The following is a 19,910-nucleotide window of genomic DNA, read 5'->3' on the forward strand; positions in this document are numbered from 1 at the left end:
GAGTTGATTCCTGCAACAGGGAATCAACTCTTTTTTTAATCTTCATCAAACATCGAGACACGTGATTGGGAAGCGATCGCCATAATAAGGCCAAGACCTACTAAGTTGACGATCATCGTCGAACCTCCATAGCTGATGAAAGGCAGTGGGAGACCGGTGATCGGTAAAACACCCATCGTCATCCCGATGTTTTGAAAGATTTGGAACGTAAACATTGCGACGTAACCTGTCACGATATAGGTTCCAAACGGATCGGCTGTTTCAAGTGCGATTTGAATCAGGCGGTAGATGAACAAAAACAGGATGACTAAGACGACGGCAGCCCCAATAAATCCGTAATGGGCAGAAATCGCAGTGAAAATGAAATCAGTATGCAATTCCGGGACGGAAACCTGGAGTTTTCCATAGCCGACACCAAACATTTGCCCGGAGCCGATCGCATTAATCGATTGGACCAATTGATAAGATAAATCGTCGGCATACTCAAATGGTTGTAACCACGCCATGATTCGGTTCATCGCGTGTCCTGGGAAGAAGGTCGCAAGTAAATCATTCTGGAAATAAAAGAGATAAAAGAAACCGACGATTGAAATTGTAAATAAAATCACCATGCTCAGGAGCCACTTCCAGTTGAGGCCGGATAAGAGCATCGCACAGGCAAGAATAACACATAAAATTAAGCCGATTCCTAAATCGGGTTGGATGATGATTAAAGCGAGTGGAAGTAATGTTACAACAACCATTTTGAGCAGAAGTAAAAAATCACGTTCGTGTTGAACGTACCGTGCATTATGTTCAGAGATGACGGCAGCTAACGTGACAATCAAAAAGAACTTCATGAACTCTGCCGGTTGGACCGTTCCGATGACCGGAAGCTGATACCAGCCATACGCCCCTTTAATGTTCGCAACAAGCGGTGTATTACGTAAGACGACAAGACCAATCAAGGAGACGATTCCTGCTCCATATAAATACCAATGAAAACGTTTGAGTTGCTCATAATCGATGAGAATGACGACAGATAGTGCGATAAATCCGATGATATACCACTGAATCTGTTTCGCCATGAAATTGATTTCACTAATCGCGCCTTGCAAAAAAGGTTGCGCCGTATAGATTGCGATGATACTGATGATCATCAGGCAACCGAGTAAAAAAAGTAACGTGTTATCATATCGTTGTGTAAATGATTTAAAACGGTTCATTTCATCCCTACTTTCTATCTCTTTCTATATTAACGTAATTTATCAAAATCGCAATATCAAGAGGGGTGGTTGACAGAAGCGTTACGTTTTTGTAACCTAGATATAGGTGTTATTACCAGGTACTAATTTTAGGGGGAGTTCAAATGAATATTTATCCTTCACTTGAGGGAAAGACGTATGTCGTAATGGGTGTCATCAATCAACGCTCGATCGCATGGGGAATTGCCCGAGCGCTTGACGCGGCAGGTGCAAGCCTCGCGTTTACGTATGTAGGCGAACGATTTAAAGCACCACTCGAAAAGTTAGGGAAAGAATTATCGCGACCAGCTACTTACTATACATGTGACGTAACGAGTGATAAAGAAATCGAGCAAGTGTTCCAAAGCATCCATGCGGATCACGGAAAGATTTCGGGGATTGCCCATTCGATCGCCTTTGCCGATAAAGAAGCATTACGCGGCGAGTTTTCAGGCGTAACGCGTGAACAGTTCGCGCAAGCGCTCGATATTTCTGCATTCAGCTTAACGGCAGTCGTCAAAGCAGCGAAAGACTTTTTCACAGAAGATGCTTCAGTCATCACGTTGACATATCTCGGTGGTGAGAAGATGGTCCCGAACTATAACGTCATGGGTGTCGCGAAAGCTGCGCTCGACGCTAGCGTTCGTTACCTTGCGGCTGAATACGGAAAACAAGGTGTTCGTGTCAATGCAATCTCAGCTGGTCCAGTGCGTACGGTCTCGGCAAAAGGTGTCGGCGACTTCAACTCGATTCTCGACAGCATTGAAGAGCGTGCACCACTGCACCGAAACGTTTCGACGGAACAAATCGGTCAAAGTGGCTTGTTCCTGTTGTCACAAATGTCGAGTGGCGTGACAGGTGAAATTCTCCACGTCGACAGTGGTTTCCACATTCTTTAAGTGCTCAACCTATTTGCTGTAGTTCTAAACCGGGGGCAACCCTGGTTTTTTTGTTTTCTAAAAAGCTATTTTGGGAATAAGAAAAGTAGATGAGGAAAATAACGGCTACAGAAATAGGAGGGAAGAGATATGTATCAAATTGATTTTACAGTCGTTCAATACGTCAATCGGCAGGTTCGTGTTGAACCGGAACGAAAAACAGAACCGATTGCCCGAGTCAATCCGATTGAGCGGATTCAGTCACATGATTATGAATTAGAAGAACAAGCGAATGCATATGGAGTTTTACCGGAATTAAAACTTCCCGGCCGTAAGTTCGACCGGGAAGTTTAATGTTAGTGTTGTTTGAAGCGGAATGTTTCATAAACGCTCCAGGCACCATTTTCTAATTCATAGAGAAGTGCCATTTTCGTGACGTCTTCTTGAAAGCGAATATCTTCCATCTTTAGTCGTTCTAGAACGTCGAACAGTTCGACATCAGAAAGATCTTGGCCAATCGTAATATGTGGCAAAAAGTCGTACTTGGGTGTATGTTCGAGTCCATTTGAATGTAGAGCACGATGCAACTGCTCCATTTCGTCCGTCGGCATGACTTTTAAGAACAAGACATTGTTTGTCGGGTGGAAAGAGCGTGCCCCTTGAAGATGTAGTGCGAGTGGTTTCGTTTGTTCAGCCACTTTGTTTAATTCAGAAACAATCGATTCTAACTCACTTTCATCAACACTCACGCGTTCACGCATCGTAATATGTGGCGTGATTAAAGCATACTTTGAATCATATCGTTTTCGATACGAATTCGCGAAATCTTGTATGCGCTTCGATGGAAACAGAACTACCCCGATGTTCATCGAAAATCCCCTACTTTCCCCTAAAATGATAACGCTTTACAAAATAATCATGACGGATTATGGGCGCTATGTCAAAGATGTTTGAGAAGAGTCAGGGAATCTGTGTATACTTGTGAAGAACTTTGTCAGAGAGGTGGATTTAGTCATGAAAGAAAAAGCACATTCAAAAGAGGTCAAACAAGCAGCGATTGAAAAGCTTCACGAACGTGGAGTAACGATTCATGCCATTTCTGAAATCGTGTATCAGATGCAGGCACCTTATACGGAGGAGTTGACACTCGAGACATGTCTCAGCTCAGTCGAACGTGTACTCGAAAAACGGGAACTCCAACATGCGATTTTAGTTGGGGCAGAACTTGATATTCTTGCGGAAAAGGGTCTGTTGTCTGAACCATTATTATCCATCATTCGAAGTGATGAAGGATTGTTTGGCGTCGATGAAACGATTGCGATTGGTGCGGTCAATACGTATGGTTCAATCGCGGTCACGACGTTCGGTTACTTAGATAAAGCCAAAATCGGTATTATCAAGGAGCTCGATACGAAAGTCGATGATGGACGTGTCAATACATTCATGGATGACATCGTCGCGGCGATTGCAGCGAACGCATCCGGACGCCTTGCACACCGTTTACGTGATAAAGAAGACTATTCAGCGGAAGAACTTGAACAACGAAAGGGAACGTACTAATGAAAACCAATCATCGGGCGTTAATCGTCTCAGGAATCGTACTCGTATTGTTTTTAACGATTGCGTTATCGATTCGCCTGACAGGTTATTTTTTGTTTGATGCCCAATTATCGAATGAAATGGCAGAACGTGTTCCAGGTAGCTATGTCTCGTGGTTCACGCGGATTGGATCAGGTGTCGGAGCTGTGACGATTACGAGCATTCTTGCAATCGTCAGTTACCTGATTTGGCGTGATAAAGTCGGTAGCATTTGGTATTTCATTGCTTGTCTCTCCGTCGGGGCGTTAAATCAAGTCGTTAAATTGATTTTCGTCAGAGAACGTCCATCATTAAATGACTTGGTAGGGGGCGTAGGATATAGCTTTCCAAGTGGACATTCATCGATGGCATTTGCCGTTTATGGAGGATTCATCGTACTTGCTTGGCGCTTTTTAAGTCGGACGGGGCGGATTGTCGTCAGCACGATTTGTACGTTGATGTTTCTCGCAATGGGATCTTCACGGATTATTTTGAACGTTCATTATTTTTCTGATGTCCTCGGAGGATTTTTATTCGCGGCCTTCGTCCTCAGCTTATCATATGCATTCGTATCACCGAGACGAAAAAAGGAGATTTACAATTAATGTTGTTACTTGATATTGACAATAGCATTTTGTTCGATGAAGCAACGATGCGGACGATGAACAAACCGACATTGCTCGTCGAGCGAATGGATGGAAACAAACAGTTCATGACGATGCGGGCGCATCTGCGCCTGAAGCGTCTAGTTGAAATCAATCAAGTGATTCCAGTGACGAGCCGAACGGTAGATCAGTTTAAACATCTTGAATTATTTCAAATCGACGCAAAACCAAAGTGGGCAATTCTTGAGAGCGGGAAAACCCTGCTAAAAGAAGGGAAATCAGATAAGCGATATGAAAATTGGCTGCGACAACATCAGCAACCTGCCACGATGTCGTCGATTTTAATCTATCTCGAAGAAGTAGAAGTGACGAACTGGCAAGCTTATCCGGCGATGACCTTATCGGAACGTCTGACTCGTCCCCATGAAGGAATCTCTTCCGTAGAGGATGAATCAGCGTTATTGGAAGAACTATTTCATCGTTATCAAACGTGAATCATTAAAGTAAAAGAAAAAGCATCCGACGTAGTGACGTCGGATGCTTTTTCTTTTACTTTTACGGGTATTCAATTTGGTCGAACCAATAGACACCGATAGTAGCGGCACCTGCATGTGACAAAATAGATGGGCCGAATTGAGTGATTTCGATGGAAACGTCAGATAGTTTAGATTGAATGAGACCACGAAGTTGTTCAGCTTCTTCTAACGCCAATGTATGTCCGACGTAGAGTCTTTGCTGGTGTAGACCAGAAGCCTGGACTTTTGCCACGACCTCCGTAGCCATTTCCTGAAAAGCTTTCTTCAAGGAGCGAACCTTCTTAAAGGGAACGAGTTTCCCAAGTTCATTGAACGTAACAATCGGCTTGATATTCAGCATGTTCGCAAGTAAAAATTGACTACTTGAAACGCGACCCCCACGCCGCATCGTTTCCATATTCCCGATGATCAAATAAAAGTGAGAACCGTGTTTAAACTTTTCGAGAACAGTCATCACGTTTTCAGGACGCATTCCAGAAGTTGCGAGCTCGATCGCAATCTTAATCATTTCTTGCTGGTTGGTCGCCCCTGTATAAGAATCAATGGCATACAAGGGGAAACCGACAGCCTCTGCAGCTGCGACTGAGCTTGCATATGTTCCGCTTAAGCCACTCGTGATATGAATGGCATACCCGTAATCATATCCTTCGTTCTTTAATCGCTCATACAACTCGACTAACTCTCCAAAGGAAGGCTGAGAAGTCGTAGGGACGGCAGAAGAATGTTGTTTCATTTTTTCATCTAGTTGTTCAATTGAAATGTCGACATACTCACGGTACGATTCACCGTTAATGATGAGTTGGGTCGGCACCACATGGACTCCGATCTGTTCTGCTTCTCCCTCTCGGAAAAAAGCCATACTATCGGTGATCCAAGCAATCTTATCCATTAAAACGACGCCTCCAGTAGAATTCCATTTTTCTCATTATACCACAGGTATGAAAGCGGAATCATCAGCCTGCTTGTTTTTGGCTGATGGAATTATGAGAAACGTGTCCAATCCATGAACTGATGATGAATGTCACGATTGCAGGTAATAACCATGCCATGTTTTGGTCGACTAACGGGAAAGCTTTATACATACTGCTGGCGAATGCAGGTAAAACTTTTAACGACATGAGTGAGCTGAGTAAAGAGAGAAGCGCCGTTACGAACAATGTCGCACCATAGACGATGGCTGGCTTCTTGATAGCTGAACGAATGAACGTCAAGACGATTAAGACGATGACAATCGGATAAAGGAACATCAATACAGGTACAGCAATCGACAGTAGTGTCTGCAATCCGAAAATCGAGATTGCGAACCCTAATACGGCTGTCGTGATACTTGCGACCGGGAAAGACAATCGTTTAAACAATGAAATCAAATATTCTGAAAATGCTGTCACAAGACCGACGGAAGTTGTTAAACAAGCAAGCAAAATCGCTGTTCCTAAAATGACTAAACCAACCGTACCGAACGTACTATCAGCATATTGTTGCAACAAATCAGGACCGCTGACTGAACCGACAGCACCGAAGCTGTTTCGTCCAATGAAACCAAGTCCTGTATAGACGACAGTCAATGAGACTGCGGCAATTAAACCGGCTTTTGTCACGTTTTTTAATTGTGATGTACGATCTTTAATTCCACGTGTGTGAAGCGTGTGTAAGACGATAACCCCGAAGACGAGTGCACCGAGTGCGTCGAGGGTCAAATAGCCTTGAAGAAATCCTTGAACAAACGAGTTCGTAAAACTGTTGTATGCAGGAGCTGGTGCCTCGACGGCAGAAAGTGGATTGACGATACTACTTATACTGAGAATCATAAGTGCCGTCAGTAATAACGGTGTGATGAAGCGACCGATGATATCAAGTAACTTACCCGGTCTTAAAACGAGAAACACGGTTGCCAAGAAAAAGAGTAATGATGAAATGATTAACGTCGTTTGGCTGGGTTCTCCTAAAAAAGGAACGATACCAAGTTCATACGTGACGACGGATGTTCTCGGGATGCCGAAGAATGGACCAATCGCGACGTAAAGTGCGAATGTCAAGAAAGCACCAACAGCTTTCGGCAATGGATTTGCCAGCGTACTAATTCCGCCGCCAACCCAAGCGACTGCGATTAAGCCCGCTAACGGGAGACCGACGCCTGTTACGATGAAGCCTAGCATGGCAGGTAAGAATTGTGTCCCGGCAAGAGCACCGAGTTCGGGTGGGAAAATTAAGTTACCGGCACCAAAAAACAAAGCGAAAATCATAAATCCTAAAGCGAATAAATCTTTACGGTTCAACATATATTATGCCTCCTGATTCCTCATAATCTTACTCACTATACCATTAGAAATTAGCTGTTATAAATAAATTTTAAAACATTCGTTATTCAAGAATCGAGGAGTCGAAGCAAACGCGTTTTAACCTCTACACTTGTAAAAGAAGATCAACCGCAATGTGGAATTAAAAAACCTATCCGTTAGATTGGATAGGCGCCATCTGTTTCACTGGACGCCTCATTCGATCCATCGAAAGGAGGGCCCAAAAACTATTTCATCGTCACATGAAATGTTTTCAGTCCCACGCGTACAGAATAATCAGTCGGTGATTCAAAGTTAAAACTAAAGTGCTCATAATATGGTGCTCCTCTCGTTGAATTTGTCTCAGATTATCACGGGATACATGATTAATCAATATTTTCTGACAATTGTTCCAAAAGAAAAAATATTGAGAACGTTATCATGCATATTATTACTAAAAAAGATGCGAAAAGAACCATATTATAACAAAAAATCCGGTCCTTCATTGAAGAAGTGACCGGATGGTTAATATAGATATAACGAGCGACATAAGTTTAACTAGAAGCCATGAAGCGCCCCTTTTTTTGTCGTCTCATTTTGTGGAGGAGCCAGGCGTGAACGACTTCACAAGATTGACGGGGCAACGTTAGCTCGACGAGCGGTTCCTGTTGCTGCCCTCGGATGGTGAATACTCCGGTCTCTTCATCAATCGGTGAGATTGCCATTGAGCTCGCATCATTCAGTGATAATTTAAGTTCGCCAATTGACGCATCCTTCAGTTTCAGGATATGTCCGTTCGTCGCGAATTTAGCGAATGATCCGATTCCGTTCACTTTTAACTGGTCCATAACTAGTTCCTCCTTTGTTAGCTAACACGAACAATCATCATACGTGTAACGAAAAAAAACAACTGCAACTTCTAACTTATCCAAAAGGTTAATCTCATTATAACGAAGTCTCTAAAAGAAGCTAGCATTATTTTATGTGAAAATTCAATTAATTCAAGAGAGGTATTGTATGATATTAGATTTCTTGAAATAATACATGAAAGTAGAAAAAAATAAGATACAAAAAAAGCATCCTATCATTTGATGATAGAGATGCTGAAGATCATCGTACCTCAAAATCCCAGGCTTTTTTGCGGTGGACGAATTCACCACGTGCGATGATGGACTCTTTTTCAGACTCAAAGTCTTCCTTTAGCACGGCCATGTCTTCGTAACGACCCGCAATATAAAGAGGAATGCTGAGTTGTCTCGTAAAAACAGAGCGTTTTATATTCGCGAAATCAATTAACACACCTTCGCTGAGCAATTGACGAATATGGATCAGGATTTCAGCCGTCAAAGGACGGGGAGATAACCCACGAAGCTCGTGACGAATCTTTCGCTGGATTAAGACTGAGAGAATTTGCTCGATTCGGGACCAATCTTTTAAATATACTGTTGCCTGAAATCCGTCGTGTTCACTGAAATAGGCGAACTCGTTCTCGACCGATGACGCGAACGGGCTCGGCATACCACGCTTCATATGCATGAGGAATAACAGCTCCGCAACTTCAGGATCAGTTAATGTATCTAAGGAATGTGAAGAGCGGATGTCGATCGCGTTCAATGGATGACGAACGACATCATTCGACGCGGAAAATTGCTCGATTTCATGTGCTTCAACGTAATTGAGCGAAGTACGAAACGATTGTTTGACGGCTTTAAAGTCTGCACCTGAGACAAGTAATGGACGTTTTAAATCTAGCGCAATCATGAAATCAGAAAATGTCACACCAGACATCGTTAAACGATGGTTTTCTGCATCTTCATAAAAATAAAGCATTGTACTTGACATAGCCATCTGCTTCCTTTCTTGACTCATCAATACTTACTATTTCAATAGTAGCAAAACTTCAATCGAGCGAAAAGAATAATTCCTTTTGAAAACGGGCATAATAAAGAATAGAAGCATAAAAAGAGGTGATCAAACGATGTGGGGGTTACGAAAACCATTTCCAGAGTTGACGACGGAACGATTTGTTCTAAGGGAACTTGAAAATAAAGATGCACGTGATTTATTTAAGATTCTTTCAGATGAGGACGTCATGTACTATTACGGATCGGATCCGTTAGCGACTGTGTATGAAGCAAAAAACGTCATTAGTTATTTCAAAGAACAGTTTACACAAGGGAAGGCGATTCGGTGGGCAATCGCTGATTTGCAAACGAACCAATTAATCGGGACAATCGGCTTCCATAATTGGTTAGCGCAGTACCACCGTGCTGAAATCGGTTTTGAGGTCAGTCAAGACTACTGGAAGCAAGGTGTCGCTTCTGAGGCGGCGCGTGCTGTTTTAACACATGGATTCGAAGACTTCGCCCTCCATCGCATCAGTGCCCTTGTTGCACCTGAAAATCTTGCTTCGAATGCACTCGTCCAAAAATTAGGTTTTCAATCGGAAGGATTGCTTGAGGATTATGCCTACAGTCATGGACGTTTTATGGATTTGACAATTTACCGGATGCTTGCATCGGAATGGAAGGGATGAGTTAGTCAATGTCGAAACAAACACTCGTATTGCTACACGGATTTGCTGGAGGAACAGATTATTTTAATCGGGTGGAAGCAAAGCTTCGCTTATCGTTTGATGTCTTGCCGCTGCGACTACCCGGTCATGAAGGAGAGGACGTCGGACCTGACACAGTGGAAGGATTTGCAGAGTGGGTCATGAAGGACTTGGAACGCCGGGAAATCGAAAATCCGATTATCATTGGTCACTCTTTCGGCGGATATATTACGGCTGCGATCGTCGAAGCTTATGCAGATAAAATTGCCGGTTTCGGTCTCGTCTATTCAACGGCGAAACCAGACGCTACTGAAGCGAAACAAAAACGGAATCAAAACATTAGTCGTGTCGAGGAAATTGGAGTTCGGGCATTCGTTGACGGCATGATTCCCGGCTTATTTGCTGAAGGGGCAGATCCGATGCTAATTTCTGAAGCAAAAGAGATTGGTTACATGATGACAGTCGAAGGTGCAATACGCGCTCTAAGTGCGATGCGCGACCGGAGAGATGTCACGAGCGCATTGAATCAAACTTCAGTTCCTGGTGTGATTGTTCATGGTGAAAAAGATGCCCTTATCTCTAAAGAGAGTGCATTTAGCCCGAATAACTCACGGATCAGCTTTGAATCGACGGACAGTGGTCACATGGGGATGCTTGAAACACCGGATGCGTTCTGTGAGATTATCGAGCGTGTATTTGCTTAAACAACATCAAAGCTCTACGGTTCGAATCGTAGAGCTTTTGCGTTGCAATTTCTTTAAAGTTTCTGAATGATGGAGGGGGAGGGATCGATATGAAAATTGTAGCAATTGAACCAACACCAAGTCCAAACAACATGAAAGTCATCGTTGATGAAACATTTTCTGAAAAGGGACAGACCTTTGAACATGCTTTTGGTGCGCCGGAGCACGTAACGAAACTTTTAGACATTCCTGGAATTAAATCAGTCTATCAAGTGAGTGACTTTCTTGCCGTCGAACGTTTTCCAAAATACGATTGGCGAACACTCGTCATCGAAATTCGCCGAGCTTTTGGTGAGAATTTAAGTGATGTCGAAAATCATGAAACAGATGCCGCATTCGAACCTGTGCATCTCTTTGTTCAATTCATCCTCGGTGTCCCGATGCAAATCAAAGGCGTCAAAGGATTAGAAGAAAAACGACAAGGGTTACCGGAAAGGTTTCGGGATGCTGCACTATTCGTCCAACCTTTTGTCCAAAATGTCATTAGTGATCGACGCTGGGTTGAACAAGCCCCACGGTATGGGGAACTGGACGATAGTCTAGAGGAAGTGGCGCAAGAGCTCGAAATCGCCTATCCTCAAGAGCGGGTTGAACGATTGAAAGTACTCGCTTCGGGTGAAGACGTTACGTTTGATGGACAAGCCCTTAGCTCGAGCGACTGGAAAGAGCGGTTTGCAGCACTGGATGAATTACCGATTGATTTAAGCTGGGTCTCGGCTTATGCGAAGATGCTTCAGGATGAAAAAATGCAAATCAGACGACAAGCAATCGTCAAGCTCGGGATGTTTGAGGAGAATCGTCAAGAATTGCTCGAATATATCACGAATGCTTTACATGACCCTTCAGGAATCGTTCGTCGGACCGCAGGGGATACAGTATCTGATTGGGCACTTCCGGAAGCGGAGCCGATGATGATTGAAGCGTTGACCGATAAAAACAAACTTGTTCGTTGGCGTGCCGCGCGCTTTCTATTCGATGTTGGAACGGAACGGGCAGTATCTCGCTTAAAAGAAGCAGCACAAGATAAAGAATATGAAGTCGCACTCCAAGCCGAGCTCGCCTTAGCACGAATTGAGAGTGGGGAAGAAGCACTAGGGACAGTCTGGCAACAAATGAACCGTTTGATCGATGAAAGTTCATAAGAACTTGAAAAAACCATGTTTGGCACAATCATTCGACAAAATCGCGCATGTTTTGTCTAGTCATATTTTACCTATAAGACTTATGTCCTGGTAAAAAAAAGAAGAAAAAACTGTAATGATTTTGAAATGTCTTTGAAATCTGATGATAATCTGCATGTTTCAAAAGAAATGATTTGTTTTTTATATCATCCATTTTATGGGTTAGAAAACTGGCATAAAGTTTTGACATGAATTGTCGAATGACAATTCACCTGCTCTTTTGGACGTTTGGTAAAGTGAAATCAACATAACGGATTCGAGATTAACCGAGTGAGTTGGTTTAACTGAAATCTAACATAACAAAGGAGATGCGGGGACATGATACTTTTTGCAGAAACAGACTTAGCAGTGGGGTATAAAGAACGAACGGCTTCTGGTGTGTATGTTACAATCGAGACAGGTGATAGTCGGACCATCACACTCGTCGCACCGGTCACAGCGACAGATGCGATCTGTGATGAGTTATTCGTAACGGGGATGGAACAATTATTCTCAGGTTCAACCGATGTAACAGAAATGCCTGTTGCTTAATCAGCAACTATGAAAGGGAGATGAGGGAAACCTTGTCTCCTTTTTTGTATGATAAAATGGATGAAAAGAGGGAGGAAACGTCATGAAATGGTCTCGAACACGGTTGCTGTTACTTGGATTAGCGCTCATGTTAGTCGGATGTAGTCAAGAAACTAAAAAAGCGGACCTTGCAACAAAAGTGTCGAATCAACCGATTGAAATTGCCGTGTCAGGACAGGCTGTTGGATTGAATACAATAGAGGCAATCGTACGGTTGCACAATCCAAATGACCAAAACGTGAAAATTGCGTATCCTTCATCACAACGCTTTGAATTAATGGTGCGTGATGGACGAAATCACGTGATTTACACGTTTTCGAAAGAACATCTTTTTACACAAGCGATTGAAGAAGAACAGTTTAAACCGTATGAGGAAAAGGAATATGAAGTGACGATTGAATTATCAGATACTAGCGATGTAAAAGAAATCGACGGAATGACTGTTCAACAATTCGAGGGAGCGCGTGACTCGACATCGAAGGTGACATCCGTTATTTCTAAAGGGAAGCTATGATGCTAAACTGAAACTATTGAACTACCTCCACCTATGCTTCGCTAAAAGGTGGAGGATTCCTGAGTTATTCGATCTAATGTTCGAAACTTTATCAGGCTAACCCCGTCGTCCCGACGGTTGAACGTTAATCTTGCCCGTTTCTTTTGAGCGGATGCCTACTCTGCTTGGTTTTCGCTACTTCGGTCATCCGCAAGGTGGACGTTGAAGATTTTACGTGACAGACGAACTTCCTGTCACAACCCTATATCTTCAGTTTCCAAAGAACGTGACATTTTAATTATTCCTGATTTTAATTGTTTTCAAACGAAGCGCGTCGGACAATTGACGTATTGGAAGACACGTCCTGTCCGACGACGATTCATCCCCCCACTTGGACTAGGGCTTCGCCCTGAACGTTTAGAAGGGGGAGTATTCTCGTCTAATTTTGGTGAAAAATAGAGAATGAGGAGTGTGATGTGACAATGCAACAAGACATCATTCAAGCGACAGGAGTCAAGCCGGTCATCGAGGCGCATGAAGAGGTGGCGAACCGGATTCGTTTCTTAAAAGAATACTTACTTCATACGGGTGCTAAAGGATTTATCCTTGGTATTTCAGGTGGTCAAGACTCGTCTCTTGCCGGACGGCTCTGTCAACTCGCTGTAGAAGAACTGAGAGCAGAAACAGGACGAGATTTTCATTTTTATGCGGTCCGCCTTCCTTATGGACAGCAGCAGGATGAATCGGACGCACAACTTGCCTTATCATTCATTCGACCAGATCACTCGTTACGCGTTGATATCAAGCCGGCAGTAGAAGCGGCAATGGCTTCATTTGAAGTCGCGACAGGAGAAGTCCTATCTGATTTCAGTAAAGGTAATACGAAGGCACGTGAACGGATGAAAGTACAATATGATCTTGGAGCGCACTTTGGTTGTCTCGTCGTCGGAACGGATCATGCAGCTGAATTCGTCACAGGTTTCTACACGAAGCATGGTGACGGGGCTTGTGATTTAACACCGTTGACTGGCTTAAACAAACGACAAGGAAAACAATTGTTACGTTATTTAGATGCACCTGTCGGATTGATTGATAAAGTACCGACAGCTGATCTAGAGGATGACCGACCTGGTTTACCTGACGAACTCGCATTAGGGATGACGTATGATGAGATTGACGACTATCTAGAAGGAAAAAGCATTTCAACTGCAAGTCAAACGAAACTAGAGACACAGTATAAACGTGTAGGTCATAAACATCATATGCCGGTTTCTCCATTAGATGACTGGTGGAAATGATATGACGATGCTTGCTCTCCGAGGCAAAGTATCTTTTTAAAACGACATCCTTTAGGGGTTTCGTTTCAGACTGTAGACAAAGTGCTATCAGGAGAAAAAGCGTCTTTATTCGTTGCTTTCCTCGGGCGAGGCGCAAGCCGTTGCTCCTTGGTCCTTACGGACAACGAGCAGGGTCTTGTCTGCCTCTGAAAGTGCGTTAAAAACGCACTTTTTCCCGTAGGAGTCAACGAAACATGACGCTTTTTAGCTAATACCGTGACCAAAAAGCCAGGCGTGGAGACGGTTTAGAGCGCAATCCGTCTCGAATCGCTTTGAAGACGAGGCGAGACAGGGAAGCGCGAACGGATTGCATCTCGATACCGTATGTTTACGCTTTTTAATAGTTTGTCTACACGCTGAAACGACATCCTTTAGGGGTGTCGTTTTTTTTGTTTGGAATCGGGAAAAGAATCAAGAAAAGGGAATTGATGCTTAAAAGGAGGTGCGTCGAGTGGAAAAGATTGCAGTCGTCGGTGGTGGGTTAGCTGGTTTATCAGTGGCAGCACTTCTCGCGGATCAAGGAAAGGAAATTCATCTGTACGATGCCGGTTTACTGGGGGGGAGGGCAACTTCGCAAGTGCTTAAAGGATTTACGTTCAATTATGGAGCGCATGCTGTTTATGGGCGTGACCAATCAGCACTCCGTTCATTAATTAAACAATTGAAGCTTAATGTGACATGGCTCGATTTTTCTTCTTCTAAGGCGAAATATGAGTTTGCTGGACATTTGACTGCGGCTCCTGCGAATGCACTCGGCCTGTTGAAGACAGAACTAGTGGAAGGAACCGATAAGGTGCGTTTCACATGGGCGGTCGTTAAAACACTACTGTCACTCGAACGTGGAGAGTCGGAAGTTTCAATTGGGGACTGGTTGGTCCAAGAAAAGGTCGAAGACGATGTCTCAAGGTTAATGCTCGATTTAGCTTCGAGTAATTTTTTCACTTCCGAACCCGAAAATATTCCGTCATCTGTCTATTTTGCGTATTACCGGAAACTATTTCGTACGCGCAAACCGGTTTCATATATTGCTGGAGGTTGGCAAACCTTAATTGATGAACTCGAACGCGTTTTGACGGACTACGGGGGAGAAATCCATCGGAAAACCAAGATTACAGCGATTGAACAAAGTAGGGGAGGTTATCGATTACGCGATCGCCAAAAAAATGAATGGTCGGCTAAGCGTGTAATTCTCGCGATACCTCCTCGCGAGATGCGTAAAGTTGCATTACCATTATCGATCCAGCACTTTATTGAACCATACGCGCAGTTTGAACCAGCCGAAGCCCTAGTCTATGATGTCGGAATCAGTCCTTACATTGATACTCCTTTTTCTTATGTATTCGATCGAGACCATCAAGTCTTCGTCACGGAATTGTCACACTATGATGCAAGCATTTCTCCGAAAGAGGGACAAGTCTTACAAGTCGTCGCATATCTTGATCATAAACAGGTCAGTCAAGCGACATATATTGAAGAAAAAGTACAGCACGCCCATGACTTATTAGATCACCACTATCCAGGGTGGCGAGATCGCCTTGTGACAGAGCGGACGATGAAACGCGCAATCGTTCAAGAAATCAAATGGAAGATGGGACAAAGGCCGTTGCCTTGCTTTTTGGAAGCGGATACGTCGATTGCTTTCGTAGGTGATTGGTGTGAAGGAGAAGGTCAGTTATCGGAATTATCTTTTTCAAGTGCCTACGCGGTGTCGAGGGAGTGGCAGTGAAACGGTCAAGCATAGTATCGGCATCGGAAGGAAATGAAAAACCCGAGCATTCCTGTTATCGAAATGGAATCGCTCGGGTTTCCTGTGCGTTAATTTTTGTAGTGAGTTCTACGTGACGCATTTGTTTGAACAGATATCTGCAACTTATGCACTTTGTTTATTCGGGTAAAAGGCAAGGATCAATAAGAGGGTGAAGGCGATTAAACTCATCATTGGGATTGTCAAAAAACCGAAGTAGTTGACCCATTGAATCAGGCAACCATTCGTACAGAGTGCCTCGCCATCCGGGAGGCGTTCGAGAACAACGTGATAGGCAGCAACTACCCAACCGATTCCAACATATAGTCGAACGAAAAGAGCATCGACGGGGCGATTCCGAAAGAGTGTAATGATTAAATAAAATGCCGTCGTATACATGAACAAGCGTTGCCACCAACAAAGTGGACAAGGGATGAAACCGCGAACTTCACTGAAGTACAGACTTCCTAAGGTCGCAATCGTTGAGACGATTAACATAAAATGATAGCGTGACATATGTACCTTCCTTCCTAACGTGTTAAACTAATGCCATCTTATATCATGAGGAGTCGAATCTTACATTGCAAGTGTCGGAAATGGAAATGTTGATAACTTTATCGGAAGAGCTGAATATGCGAAGAGCAGCCGAACGTCTTTTCGTCTCGCAGCCGGCACTCAGTCAACGATTGGTTGCGATTGAGCGCAGGTGGGCGACGAAGTTGTTCATTCGTTCTTCCCGTGGATTAAGCATTACGCCCCAAGGAGAAAAAGTCATTGGGCTCGCAAAAGAAATGAATCGAAAAGAATTAGAACTGAAAAGTGAACTGACTGCCGAAGAAGGGGCAGTCTACGGGACCCTTCGGATTGCTGTCGCCTCCATCATGGGTCAATATTGGTTGCCACGCGTGTTGAAACGTTTCGTGGAACGTTACCCGCATGTACGCGTCCAACTCGTAACAGGGTGGTCGAGTGAAATGATGCGGCATATGCTCGAAGAACATTTTCATATCGGCATCATTCGAGGTAATCCGGACTGGAAGGGCGTCAAGGAACGGTTGTTCTCAGACCCGCTCTATCTTGTTGATAGTGAGTTGACGACGCTTGAACAGTTGCGTAAGACGGACCGACCATTCATTCAGTTCAAAAGTGATTCGACGTACTATCAAGAAATACTCGAGTGGTGGCAGGATCGTTTTTCAAGTCCGCCTGCGCGGACGCTCGTCGTCGACCAAATCGAAACTTGTAAACAAATGGCGTTACACGGCATTGGATTCGCGATTTTACCAGAGTCAACGATTCAAGAATCGAGCGAAGTGATGCAGATTCCGTTGAAGACGTCTTCGGGTAAAGTACTGAAACGCGATACATGGATTTTATCGACGGAATCCATGCTTGAGTTAAAACAAGTCCAAGCCTTTTGGGACATCGTAAAAGAAGAAGGGGGAAGTCAGTCAGATGGAATACGCGATTGAAATGCGAAGAGAACTTCATAAAATACCTGAATTAGGATTCAAGGAGTTCAAGACGCAAGCCTTTATTTTAAATCAGATTCGCTCTTATCCTGAAGACCGCGTCAGCTACGATACGTTTGAAACAGGTGTTTTCGTTCGTGTTAAAGGGTTGACCGGAAATCGAACAATCGGTTACCGCGCAGATATCGATGGTTTGCCGATCGAAGAAGCGACGGGTCTTCCTTTTGGTTCGGAGCATCCGGGAATGATGCACGCCTGTGGGCATGACGTCCATGCGTCAATTGCGTTAGGTCTGCTTCGTCGTCTTGTCGAGTTACCGATCATGGATGACGTCGTCTTCTTATTCCAACCGGCAGAAGAAGGTCCGGGTGGAGCGGAACCGATGATTAAAAGTCCATTATTCGAAAAATATCGTCCGAGTGAAATGTATGGTCTCCATGTGGCACCTGAATATCCGGTCGGGACAATTGCGAGTCGTCCTGGCGTATTATTTGCCAGTGCGCGGGAAGTTCACATCACGATTTATGGTCAAAGTGGTCATGCTGCATTTCCACACTTGACGGTCGATACGGTCGTTGCTCAGGCTGCACTCATCATGCAGTTGCAAACAATCGTCAGTCGATCAATCAATCCGATGAATTGTAGTGTCATCACGATTGGCAAGGTCGATGCGGGGATTCGTGAAAATGTTATTGCCGGTCGAGCTGTGCTAGATGGAACGATGCGTGCGTTGAACGGTACTGATATGGAAAAATTAGAAGAACGGGTACGTGACATCGTTCGTGGAATTGAAGCGTCATTTGGCGTGAAAATTGATTTGCAATTTGGAAACCGCTATTACGAAGTCGTGAATGATCAAAACGTCGTCGATAAATTTTCTTCATTCGTTAAGATGAATGCAAATTATGTTGAATGCGACGCTGCGATGACGGGTGAAGACTTTGGATTCATGTTAAAAGAAGTCCCAGGCATGATGTTTTGGCTTGGAATCGATAATCCAACGTCCGGTTTACATCAGCCGACGTTGAATCCGGATGAAGAGGCGATCCCATTTGTGATTAATTTACTGGATCATTACTTCCGTGAATATGTGTAAACTGAATGAATCGTAAAAAGACTGTAGAAATGCCCTTTACTTCGCCTCAAATCGAAGTAAAGGGTTTTCATTTAGCGAGATCATCTAGTTTTCGAACGTTTTGTGAAGAAAATCACGAATAGATGTGAACAATTTGTTACATCAAACATTTAGAACAGACACAAATGATTATGTTCTCTATGATACGGATATAAACATATATAGAAGTACGTTTAGGAAGAGGGGGGCACACACATGTTCAATGATCCAGTTATGCTCAGTCGATTATTGACAGGGCTCACATTAGCATTTCACATCATTTTTGCAACGATTGGTGTAGGAGTTCCGTTGATGGTACTCGCAGCCGAGTACATTGGAATTAAACGAAAAGATCCAGATTATATTCTTTTAGCACGACGTTGGACGCGCGGTTATATCGTAACGGTAGCGGTCGGAGTCGTTACGGGGACGGCAATCGGATTACAATTATCGCTCTTATGGCCTTCATTAATGCAAGTAGCCGGACAGACGATTGCTTTGCCACTCTTCATGGAAACATTCGCCTTCTTCTTTGAAGCGATCTTCCTTGGGATTTACTTGTACACATGGGATCGCTTTAAAAATCCATGGTTACACTGGTTAATCGGGATTCCGGTCGTCATCGGGGCAACGGCGTCAGCCTTCTTCATCACGACAGTTAACTCGTTCATGAATTCTCCGGAAGGTTTTAAAATTGTCAACGGAACGTTAACACAAATCGAACCGTTAAAAGCGATGTTCAATACGGCAACGCCAACAAAAGCGACACACGTTATTGTATCTGCTTACTTGACGGTTGCGTTCATCTTAGCAGCAATTGCTGCGTTCCATCTATTGCGCAAGAAAACACTGTCCGCAGCCGAGACGGCGTATCACAAAAAGGCACTTCGTCTGACAGTCATGGCTGGATTGATTTTCGCCTTCTCGACAGCGCTCGTCGGTGATTTTTCAGGAAAGTACCTTGCGAAATATCAACCTGAAAAATTAGCAGCAGCGGAGTGGCATTTTGAAACGACAAATGAAGCAGAATTGATTTTCGGTGGGATTTTGGATGAGCAAGAAGATGGTAGTTATGACATCAAAGGTGCGGTTAAGATTCCGTACGCCTTGTCAATTCTTGCAGGTGGCGCACCAGATACAGAAGTCATCGGTCTAAATGAATTTGCGAAAGAAGACCAAGCGCCGTTATTCGTCCACTATTTCTTCGATATCATGGTATCGATCGGGATGTATTTAGCAGCGATTTCCGCCTTGTTCATACTCGCATTCCGACTGAAGAAGTTGAACCCGTATAATAAATGGTTACTGCGCGGTATTTTCATTGGTGGACCACTTGCCATCGTTTCGATTGAAGCAGGTTGGATGTACGCGGAAATCGGACGTCAACCATGGACGCTATATGGTATTATGAGAACGGCTGACGCAGCGACGACATCTACTGCAGTCGGACCGATGCTGATTCTATTCAGCATGTTGTACCTCTTACTTGGTACGATTTGTACAGTCGTATTGCTCCGTATGTTTAAGAATAATCCTGTCGGTAAAGAACTCGCAGACGATCACCATACTCGCGGTGAAGCGATGTTTGCGGACGATAAAGAATAAG

General features: G+C 43.9%; 22 protein-coding genes. 15 read left to right on the top strand and 7 right to left on the bottom strand.

Features of this window, described 5'->3' with window-relative positions; translation table 11 throughout:
• Positions 1–35: 35 nt before the first annotated feature.
• Positions 36–1,205 (bottom strand): FtsW/RodA/SpoVE family cell cycle protein, encoded by a 1,170-nt coding sequence (locus KNP99_RS07090; protein WP_214766454.1) that lies wholly within the window; start codon positions 1,203–1,205, stop codon positions 36–38.
• A gap of 143 nt (positions 1,206–1,348) precedes the next feature.
• On the opposite strand from KNP99_RS07090, the gene fabI reads away from it, so the two are divergent.
• Both fabI and KNP99_RS07100 read left to right on the top strand, forming a co-directional pair.
• The gene (fabI, locus tag KNP99_RS07095; RefSeq protein WP_214807275.1) at positions 1,349–2,122 is read left to right on the top strand and encodes an enoyl-ACP reductase FabI; all 774 of its coding nucleotides are present in this window, start codon (positions 1,349–1,351) and stop codon (positions 2,120–2,122) included.
• A 129-nt stretch (positions 2,123–2,251) separates the two neighbouring features.
• On the top strand, positions 2,252–2,455 hold the full coding sequence (locus tag KNP99_RS07100; RefSeq protein WP_214807276.1) for a hypothetical protein: 204 nt from the start codon (positions 2,252–2,254) through the stop codon (positions 2,453–2,455).
• A 2-nt stretch (positions 2,456–2,457) separates the two neighbouring features.
• Here KNP99_RS07100 and KNP99_RS07105 read toward each other — a convergent pair whose 3' ends face one another.
• Complete coding sequence (locus KNP99_RS07105) at positions 2,458–2,970, bottom strand: YjcG family protein (protein ID WP_029330982.1); 513 nt, start codon at positions 2,968–2,970, stop codon at positions 2,458–2,460.
• A 145-nt stretch (positions 2,971–3,115) separates the two neighbouring features.
• Here KNP99_RS07105 and KNP99_RS07110 point away from each other — a divergent pair, with 145 nt between their 5' ends.
• From KNP99_RS07110 to KNP99_RS07120, 3 genes are read left to right on the top strand one after another with little or no spacing between them, the layout of a single operon-like run.
• A complete protein-coding gene (locus KNP99_RS07110; protein ID WP_088837484.1) occupies positions 3,116–3,661 on the top strand; it encodes a phosphatidylglycerophosphatase A family protein in 546 nt (181 codons plus the stop codon).
• Entirely contained in the window at positions 3,661–4,284 is a 624-nt protein-coding gene (locus tag KNP99_RS07115; protein ID WP_088837483.1) for a phosphatase PAP2 family protein, read from the top strand. The genes KNP99_RS07110 and KNP99_RS07115 overlap by 1 nt, the downstream gene beginning before the upstream one ends.
• The gene (locus tag KNP99_RS07120; protein WP_088837482.1) at positions 4,284–4,778 is read left to right on the top strand and encodes a hypothetical protein; all 495 of its coding nucleotides are present in this window, start codon (positions 4,284–4,286) and stop codon (positions 4,776–4,778) included. The genes KNP99_RS07115 and KNP99_RS07120 overlap by 1 nt, the downstream gene beginning before the upstream one ends.
• 61 nt (positions 4,779–4,839) lie before the next feature.
• Here KNP99_RS07120 and KNP99_RS07125 read toward each other — a convergent pair whose 3' ends face one another.
• From KNP99_RS07125 to KNP99_RS07140, 4 genes are all read right to left on the bottom strand, one after another.
• Positions 4,840–5,709 carry a DegV family protein gene (locus KNP99_RS07125; protein WP_214766452.1) on the bottom strand — a complete coding sequence of 290 codons (870 nt, stop codon included), beginning with the start codon at positions 5,707–5,709 and terminating at the stop codon, positions 4,840–4,842.
• 64 nt (positions 5,710–5,773) lie between these two features.
• Positions 5,774–7,099, bottom strand: a complete 1,326-nt coding sequence (gene brnQ, locus KNP99_RS07130) for a branched-chain amino acid transport system II carrier protein (RefSeq protein ID WP_088837480.1) — start codon at positions 7,097–7,099, stop codon at positions 5,774–5,776.
• Between the two features lie 551 nt (positions 7,100–7,650).
• Positions 7,651–7,944, bottom strand: a complete 294-nt coding sequence (locus tag KNP99_RS07135) for a hypothetical protein (protein WP_029330976.1) — start codon at positions 7,942–7,944, stop codon at positions 7,651–7,653.
• A 262-nt stretch (positions 7,945–8,206) separates the two neighbouring features.
• Positions 8,207–8,938 carry a hypothetical protein gene (locus tag KNP99_RS07140; RefSeq protein ID WP_088837479.1) on the bottom strand — a complete coding sequence of 244 codons (732 nt, stop codon included), beginning with the start codon at positions 8,936–8,938 and terminating at the stop codon, positions 8,207–8,209.
• A gap of 136 nt (positions 8,939–9,074) precedes the next feature.
• Between KNP99_RS07140 and KNP99_RS07145 the strand changes: the two genes are divergently transcribed.
• From KNP99_RS07145 to KNP99_RS07175, 7 genes are all read left to right on the top strand, one after another.
• Positions 9,075–9,632: a GNAT family N-acetyltransferase gene (locus tag KNP99_RS07145; protein WP_029330974.1), complete on the top strand. Its 558-nt coding sequence runs from the start codon at positions 9,075–9,077 to the stop codon at positions 9,630–9,632.
• Positions 9,633–9,640: 8 nt separating this feature from the next.
• On the top strand, positions 9,641–10,354 hold the full coding sequence (locus KNP99_RS07150) for an alpha/beta fold hydrolase (RefSeq protein WP_088837478.1): 714 nt from the start codon (positions 9,641–9,643) through the stop codon (positions 10,352–10,354).
• A gap of 89 nt (positions 10,355–10,443) precedes the next feature.
• Positions 10,444–11,535 carry a virulence factor gene (locus tag KNP99_RS07155; protein ID WP_214804400.1) on the top strand — a complete coding sequence of 364 codons (1,092 nt, stop codon included), beginning with the start codon at positions 10,444–10,446 and terminating at the stop codon, positions 11,533–11,535.
• 357 nt (positions 11,536–11,892) lie between these two features.
• Positions 11,893–12,105: a hypothetical protein gene (locus KNP99_RS07160; RefSeq protein WP_029330971.1), complete on the top strand. Its 213-nt coding sequence runs from the start codon at positions 11,893–11,895 to the stop codon at positions 12,103–12,105.
• Between the two features lie 82 nt (positions 12,106–12,187).
• On the top strand, positions 12,188–12,658 hold the full coding sequence (locus tag KNP99_RS07165; RefSeq protein WP_088837476.1) for a BsuPI-related putative proteinase inhibitor: 471 nt from the start codon (positions 12,188–12,190) through the stop codon (positions 12,656–12,658).
• 461 nt (positions 12,659–13,119) lie between these two features.
• Positions 13,120–13,935: an ammonia-dependent NAD(+) synthetase gene (gene nadE / locus KNP99_RS07170; RefSeq protein WP_088837475.1), complete on the top strand. Its 816-nt coding sequence runs from the start codon at positions 13,120–13,122 to the stop codon at positions 13,933–13,935.
• Positions 13,936–14,425: 490 nt separating this feature from the next.
• A complete protein-coding gene (locus tag KNP99_RS07175) occupies positions 14,426–15,700 on the top strand; it encodes an FAD-dependent oxidoreductase (protein ID WP_214845156.1) in 1,275 nt (424 codons plus the stop codon).
• A gap of 144 nt (positions 15,701–15,844) precedes the next feature.
• Here KNP99_RS07175 and KNP99_RS07180 read toward each other — a convergent pair whose 3' ends face one another.
• Entirely contained in the window at positions 15,845–16,234 is a 390-nt protein-coding gene (locus KNP99_RS07180; protein ID WP_214845155.1) for a disulfide bond formation protein B, read from the bottom strand.
• 65 nt (positions 16,235–16,299) lie between these two features.
• On the opposite strand from KNP99_RS07180, the gene KNP99_RS07185 reads away from it, so the two are divergent.
• The 3 genes from KNP99_RS07185 (at position 16,300) to KNP99_RS07195 (ending at position 19,909) form a co-directional block, all read left to right on the top strand.
• Positions 16,300–17,190, top strand: coding sequence for a transcriptional regulator CcpC (locus KNP99_RS07185; RefSeq protein WP_029330966.1), 891 nt, complete (start codon positions 16,300–16,302; stop codon positions 17,188–17,190).
• On the top strand, positions 17,174–18,286 hold the full coding sequence (locus tag KNP99_RS07190; protein ID WP_088837472.1) for an N-acetyldiaminopimelate deacetylase: 1,113 nt from the start codon (positions 17,174–17,176) through the stop codon (positions 18,284–18,286). Before KNP99_RS07185 ends, KNP99_RS07190 begins: the two co-directional genes overlap by 17 nt.
• 234 nt (positions 18,287–18,520) lie before the next feature.
• Entirely contained in the window at positions 18,521–19,909 is a 1,389-nt protein-coding gene (locus KNP99_RS07195; RefSeq protein ID WP_029330964.1) for a cytochrome ubiquinol oxidase subunit I, read from the top strand.
• Position 19,910: the final 1 nt, after the last annotated feature.

This window comes from Exiguobacterium sp. s95 (assembly GCF_018618655.1).
Lineage (GTDB): Bacteria > Bacillota > Bacilli > Exiguobacteriales > Exiguobacteriaceae > Exiguobacterium_A > Exiguobacterium_A oxidotolerans.

What these genes read in the sequence shown, in the direction of transcription:
- KNP99_RS07090 (WP_214766454.1), bottom strand. Translation starts at nt 1,205, where the DNA reads ATGAACCGTTTTAAATCATTTACACAACGATATGATAACACGTTACTT.
- fabI (WP_214807275.1), top strand. Translation starts at nt 1,349, where the DNA reads ATGAATATTTATCCTTCACTTGAGGGAAAGACGTATGTCGTAATGGGT.
- KNP99_RS07100 (WP_214807276.1), top strand. Translation starts at nt 2,252, where the DNA reads ATGTATCAAATTGATTTTACAGTCGTTCAATACGTCAATCGGCAGGTT.
- KNP99_RS07105 (WP_029330982.1), bottom strand. Translation starts at nt 2,970, where the DNA reads ATGAACATCGGGGTAGTTCTGTTTCCATCGAAGCGCATACAAGATTTC.
- KNP99_RS07110 (WP_088837484.1), top strand. Translation starts at nt 3,116, where the DNA reads ATGAAAGAAAAAGCACATTCAAAAGAGGTCAAACAAGCAGCGATTGAA.
- KNP99_RS07115 (WP_088837483.1), top strand. Translation starts at nt 3,661, where the DNA reads ATGAAAACCAATCATCGGGCGTTAATCGTCTCAGGAATCGTACTCGTA.
- KNP99_RS07120 (WP_088837482.1), top strand. Translation starts at nt 4,284, where the DNA reads ATGTTGTTACTTGATATTGACAATAGCATTTTGTTCGATGAAGCAACG.
- KNP99_RS07125 (WP_214766452.1), bottom strand. Translation starts at nt 5,709, where the DNA reads ATGGATAAGATTGCTTGGATCACCGATAGTATGGCTTTTTTCCGAGAG.
- brnQ (WP_088837480.1), bottom strand. Translation starts at nt 7,099, where the DNA reads ATGTTGAACCGTAAAGATTTATTCGCTTTAGGATTTATGATTTTCGCT.
- KNP99_RS07135 (WP_029330976.1), bottom strand. Translation starts at nt 7,944, where the DNA reads ATGGACCAGTTAAAAGTGAACGGAATCGGATCATTCGCTAAATTCGCG.
- KNP99_RS07140 (WP_088837479.1), bottom strand. Translation starts at nt 8,938, where the DNA reads ATGTCAAGTACAATGCTTTATTTTTATGAAGATGCAGAAAACCATCGT.
- KNP99_RS07145 (WP_029330974.1), top strand. Translation starts at nt 9,075, where the DNA reads ATGTGGGGGTTACGAAAACCATTTCCAGAGTTGACGACGGAACGATTT.
- KNP99_RS07150 (WP_088837478.1), top strand. Translation starts at nt 9,641, where the DNA reads ATGTCGAAACAAACACTCGTATTGCTACACGGATTTGCTGGAGGAACA.
- KNP99_RS07155 (WP_214804400.1), top strand. Translation starts at nt 10,444, where the DNA reads ATGAAAATTGTAGCAATTGAACCAACACCAAGTCCAAACAACATGAAA.
- KNP99_RS07160 (WP_029330971.1), top strand. Translation starts at nt 11,893, where the DNA reads ATGATACTTTTTGCAGAAACAGACTTAGCAGTGGGGTATAAAGAACGA.
- KNP99_RS07165 (WP_088837476.1), top strand. Translation starts at nt 12,188, where the DNA reads ATGAAATGGTCTCGAACACGGTTGCTGTTACTTGGATTAGCGCTCATG.
- nadE (WP_088837475.1), top strand. Translation starts at nt 13,120, where the DNA reads ATGCAACAAGACATCATTCAAGCGACAGGAGTCAAGCCGGTCATCGAG.
- KNP99_RS07180 (WP_214845155.1), bottom strand. Translation starts at nt 16,234, where the DNA reads ATGTCACGCTATCATTTTATGTTAATCGTCTCAACGATTGCGACCTTA.
- KNP99_RS07190 (WP_088837472.1), top strand. Translation starts at nt 17,174, where the DNA reads ATGGAATACGCGATTGAAATGCGAAGAGAACTTCATAAAATACCTGAA.
- KNP99_RS07195 (WP_029330964.1), top strand. Translation starts at nt 18,521, where the DNA reads ATGTTCAATGATCCAGTTATGCTCAGTCGATTATTGACAGGGCTCACA.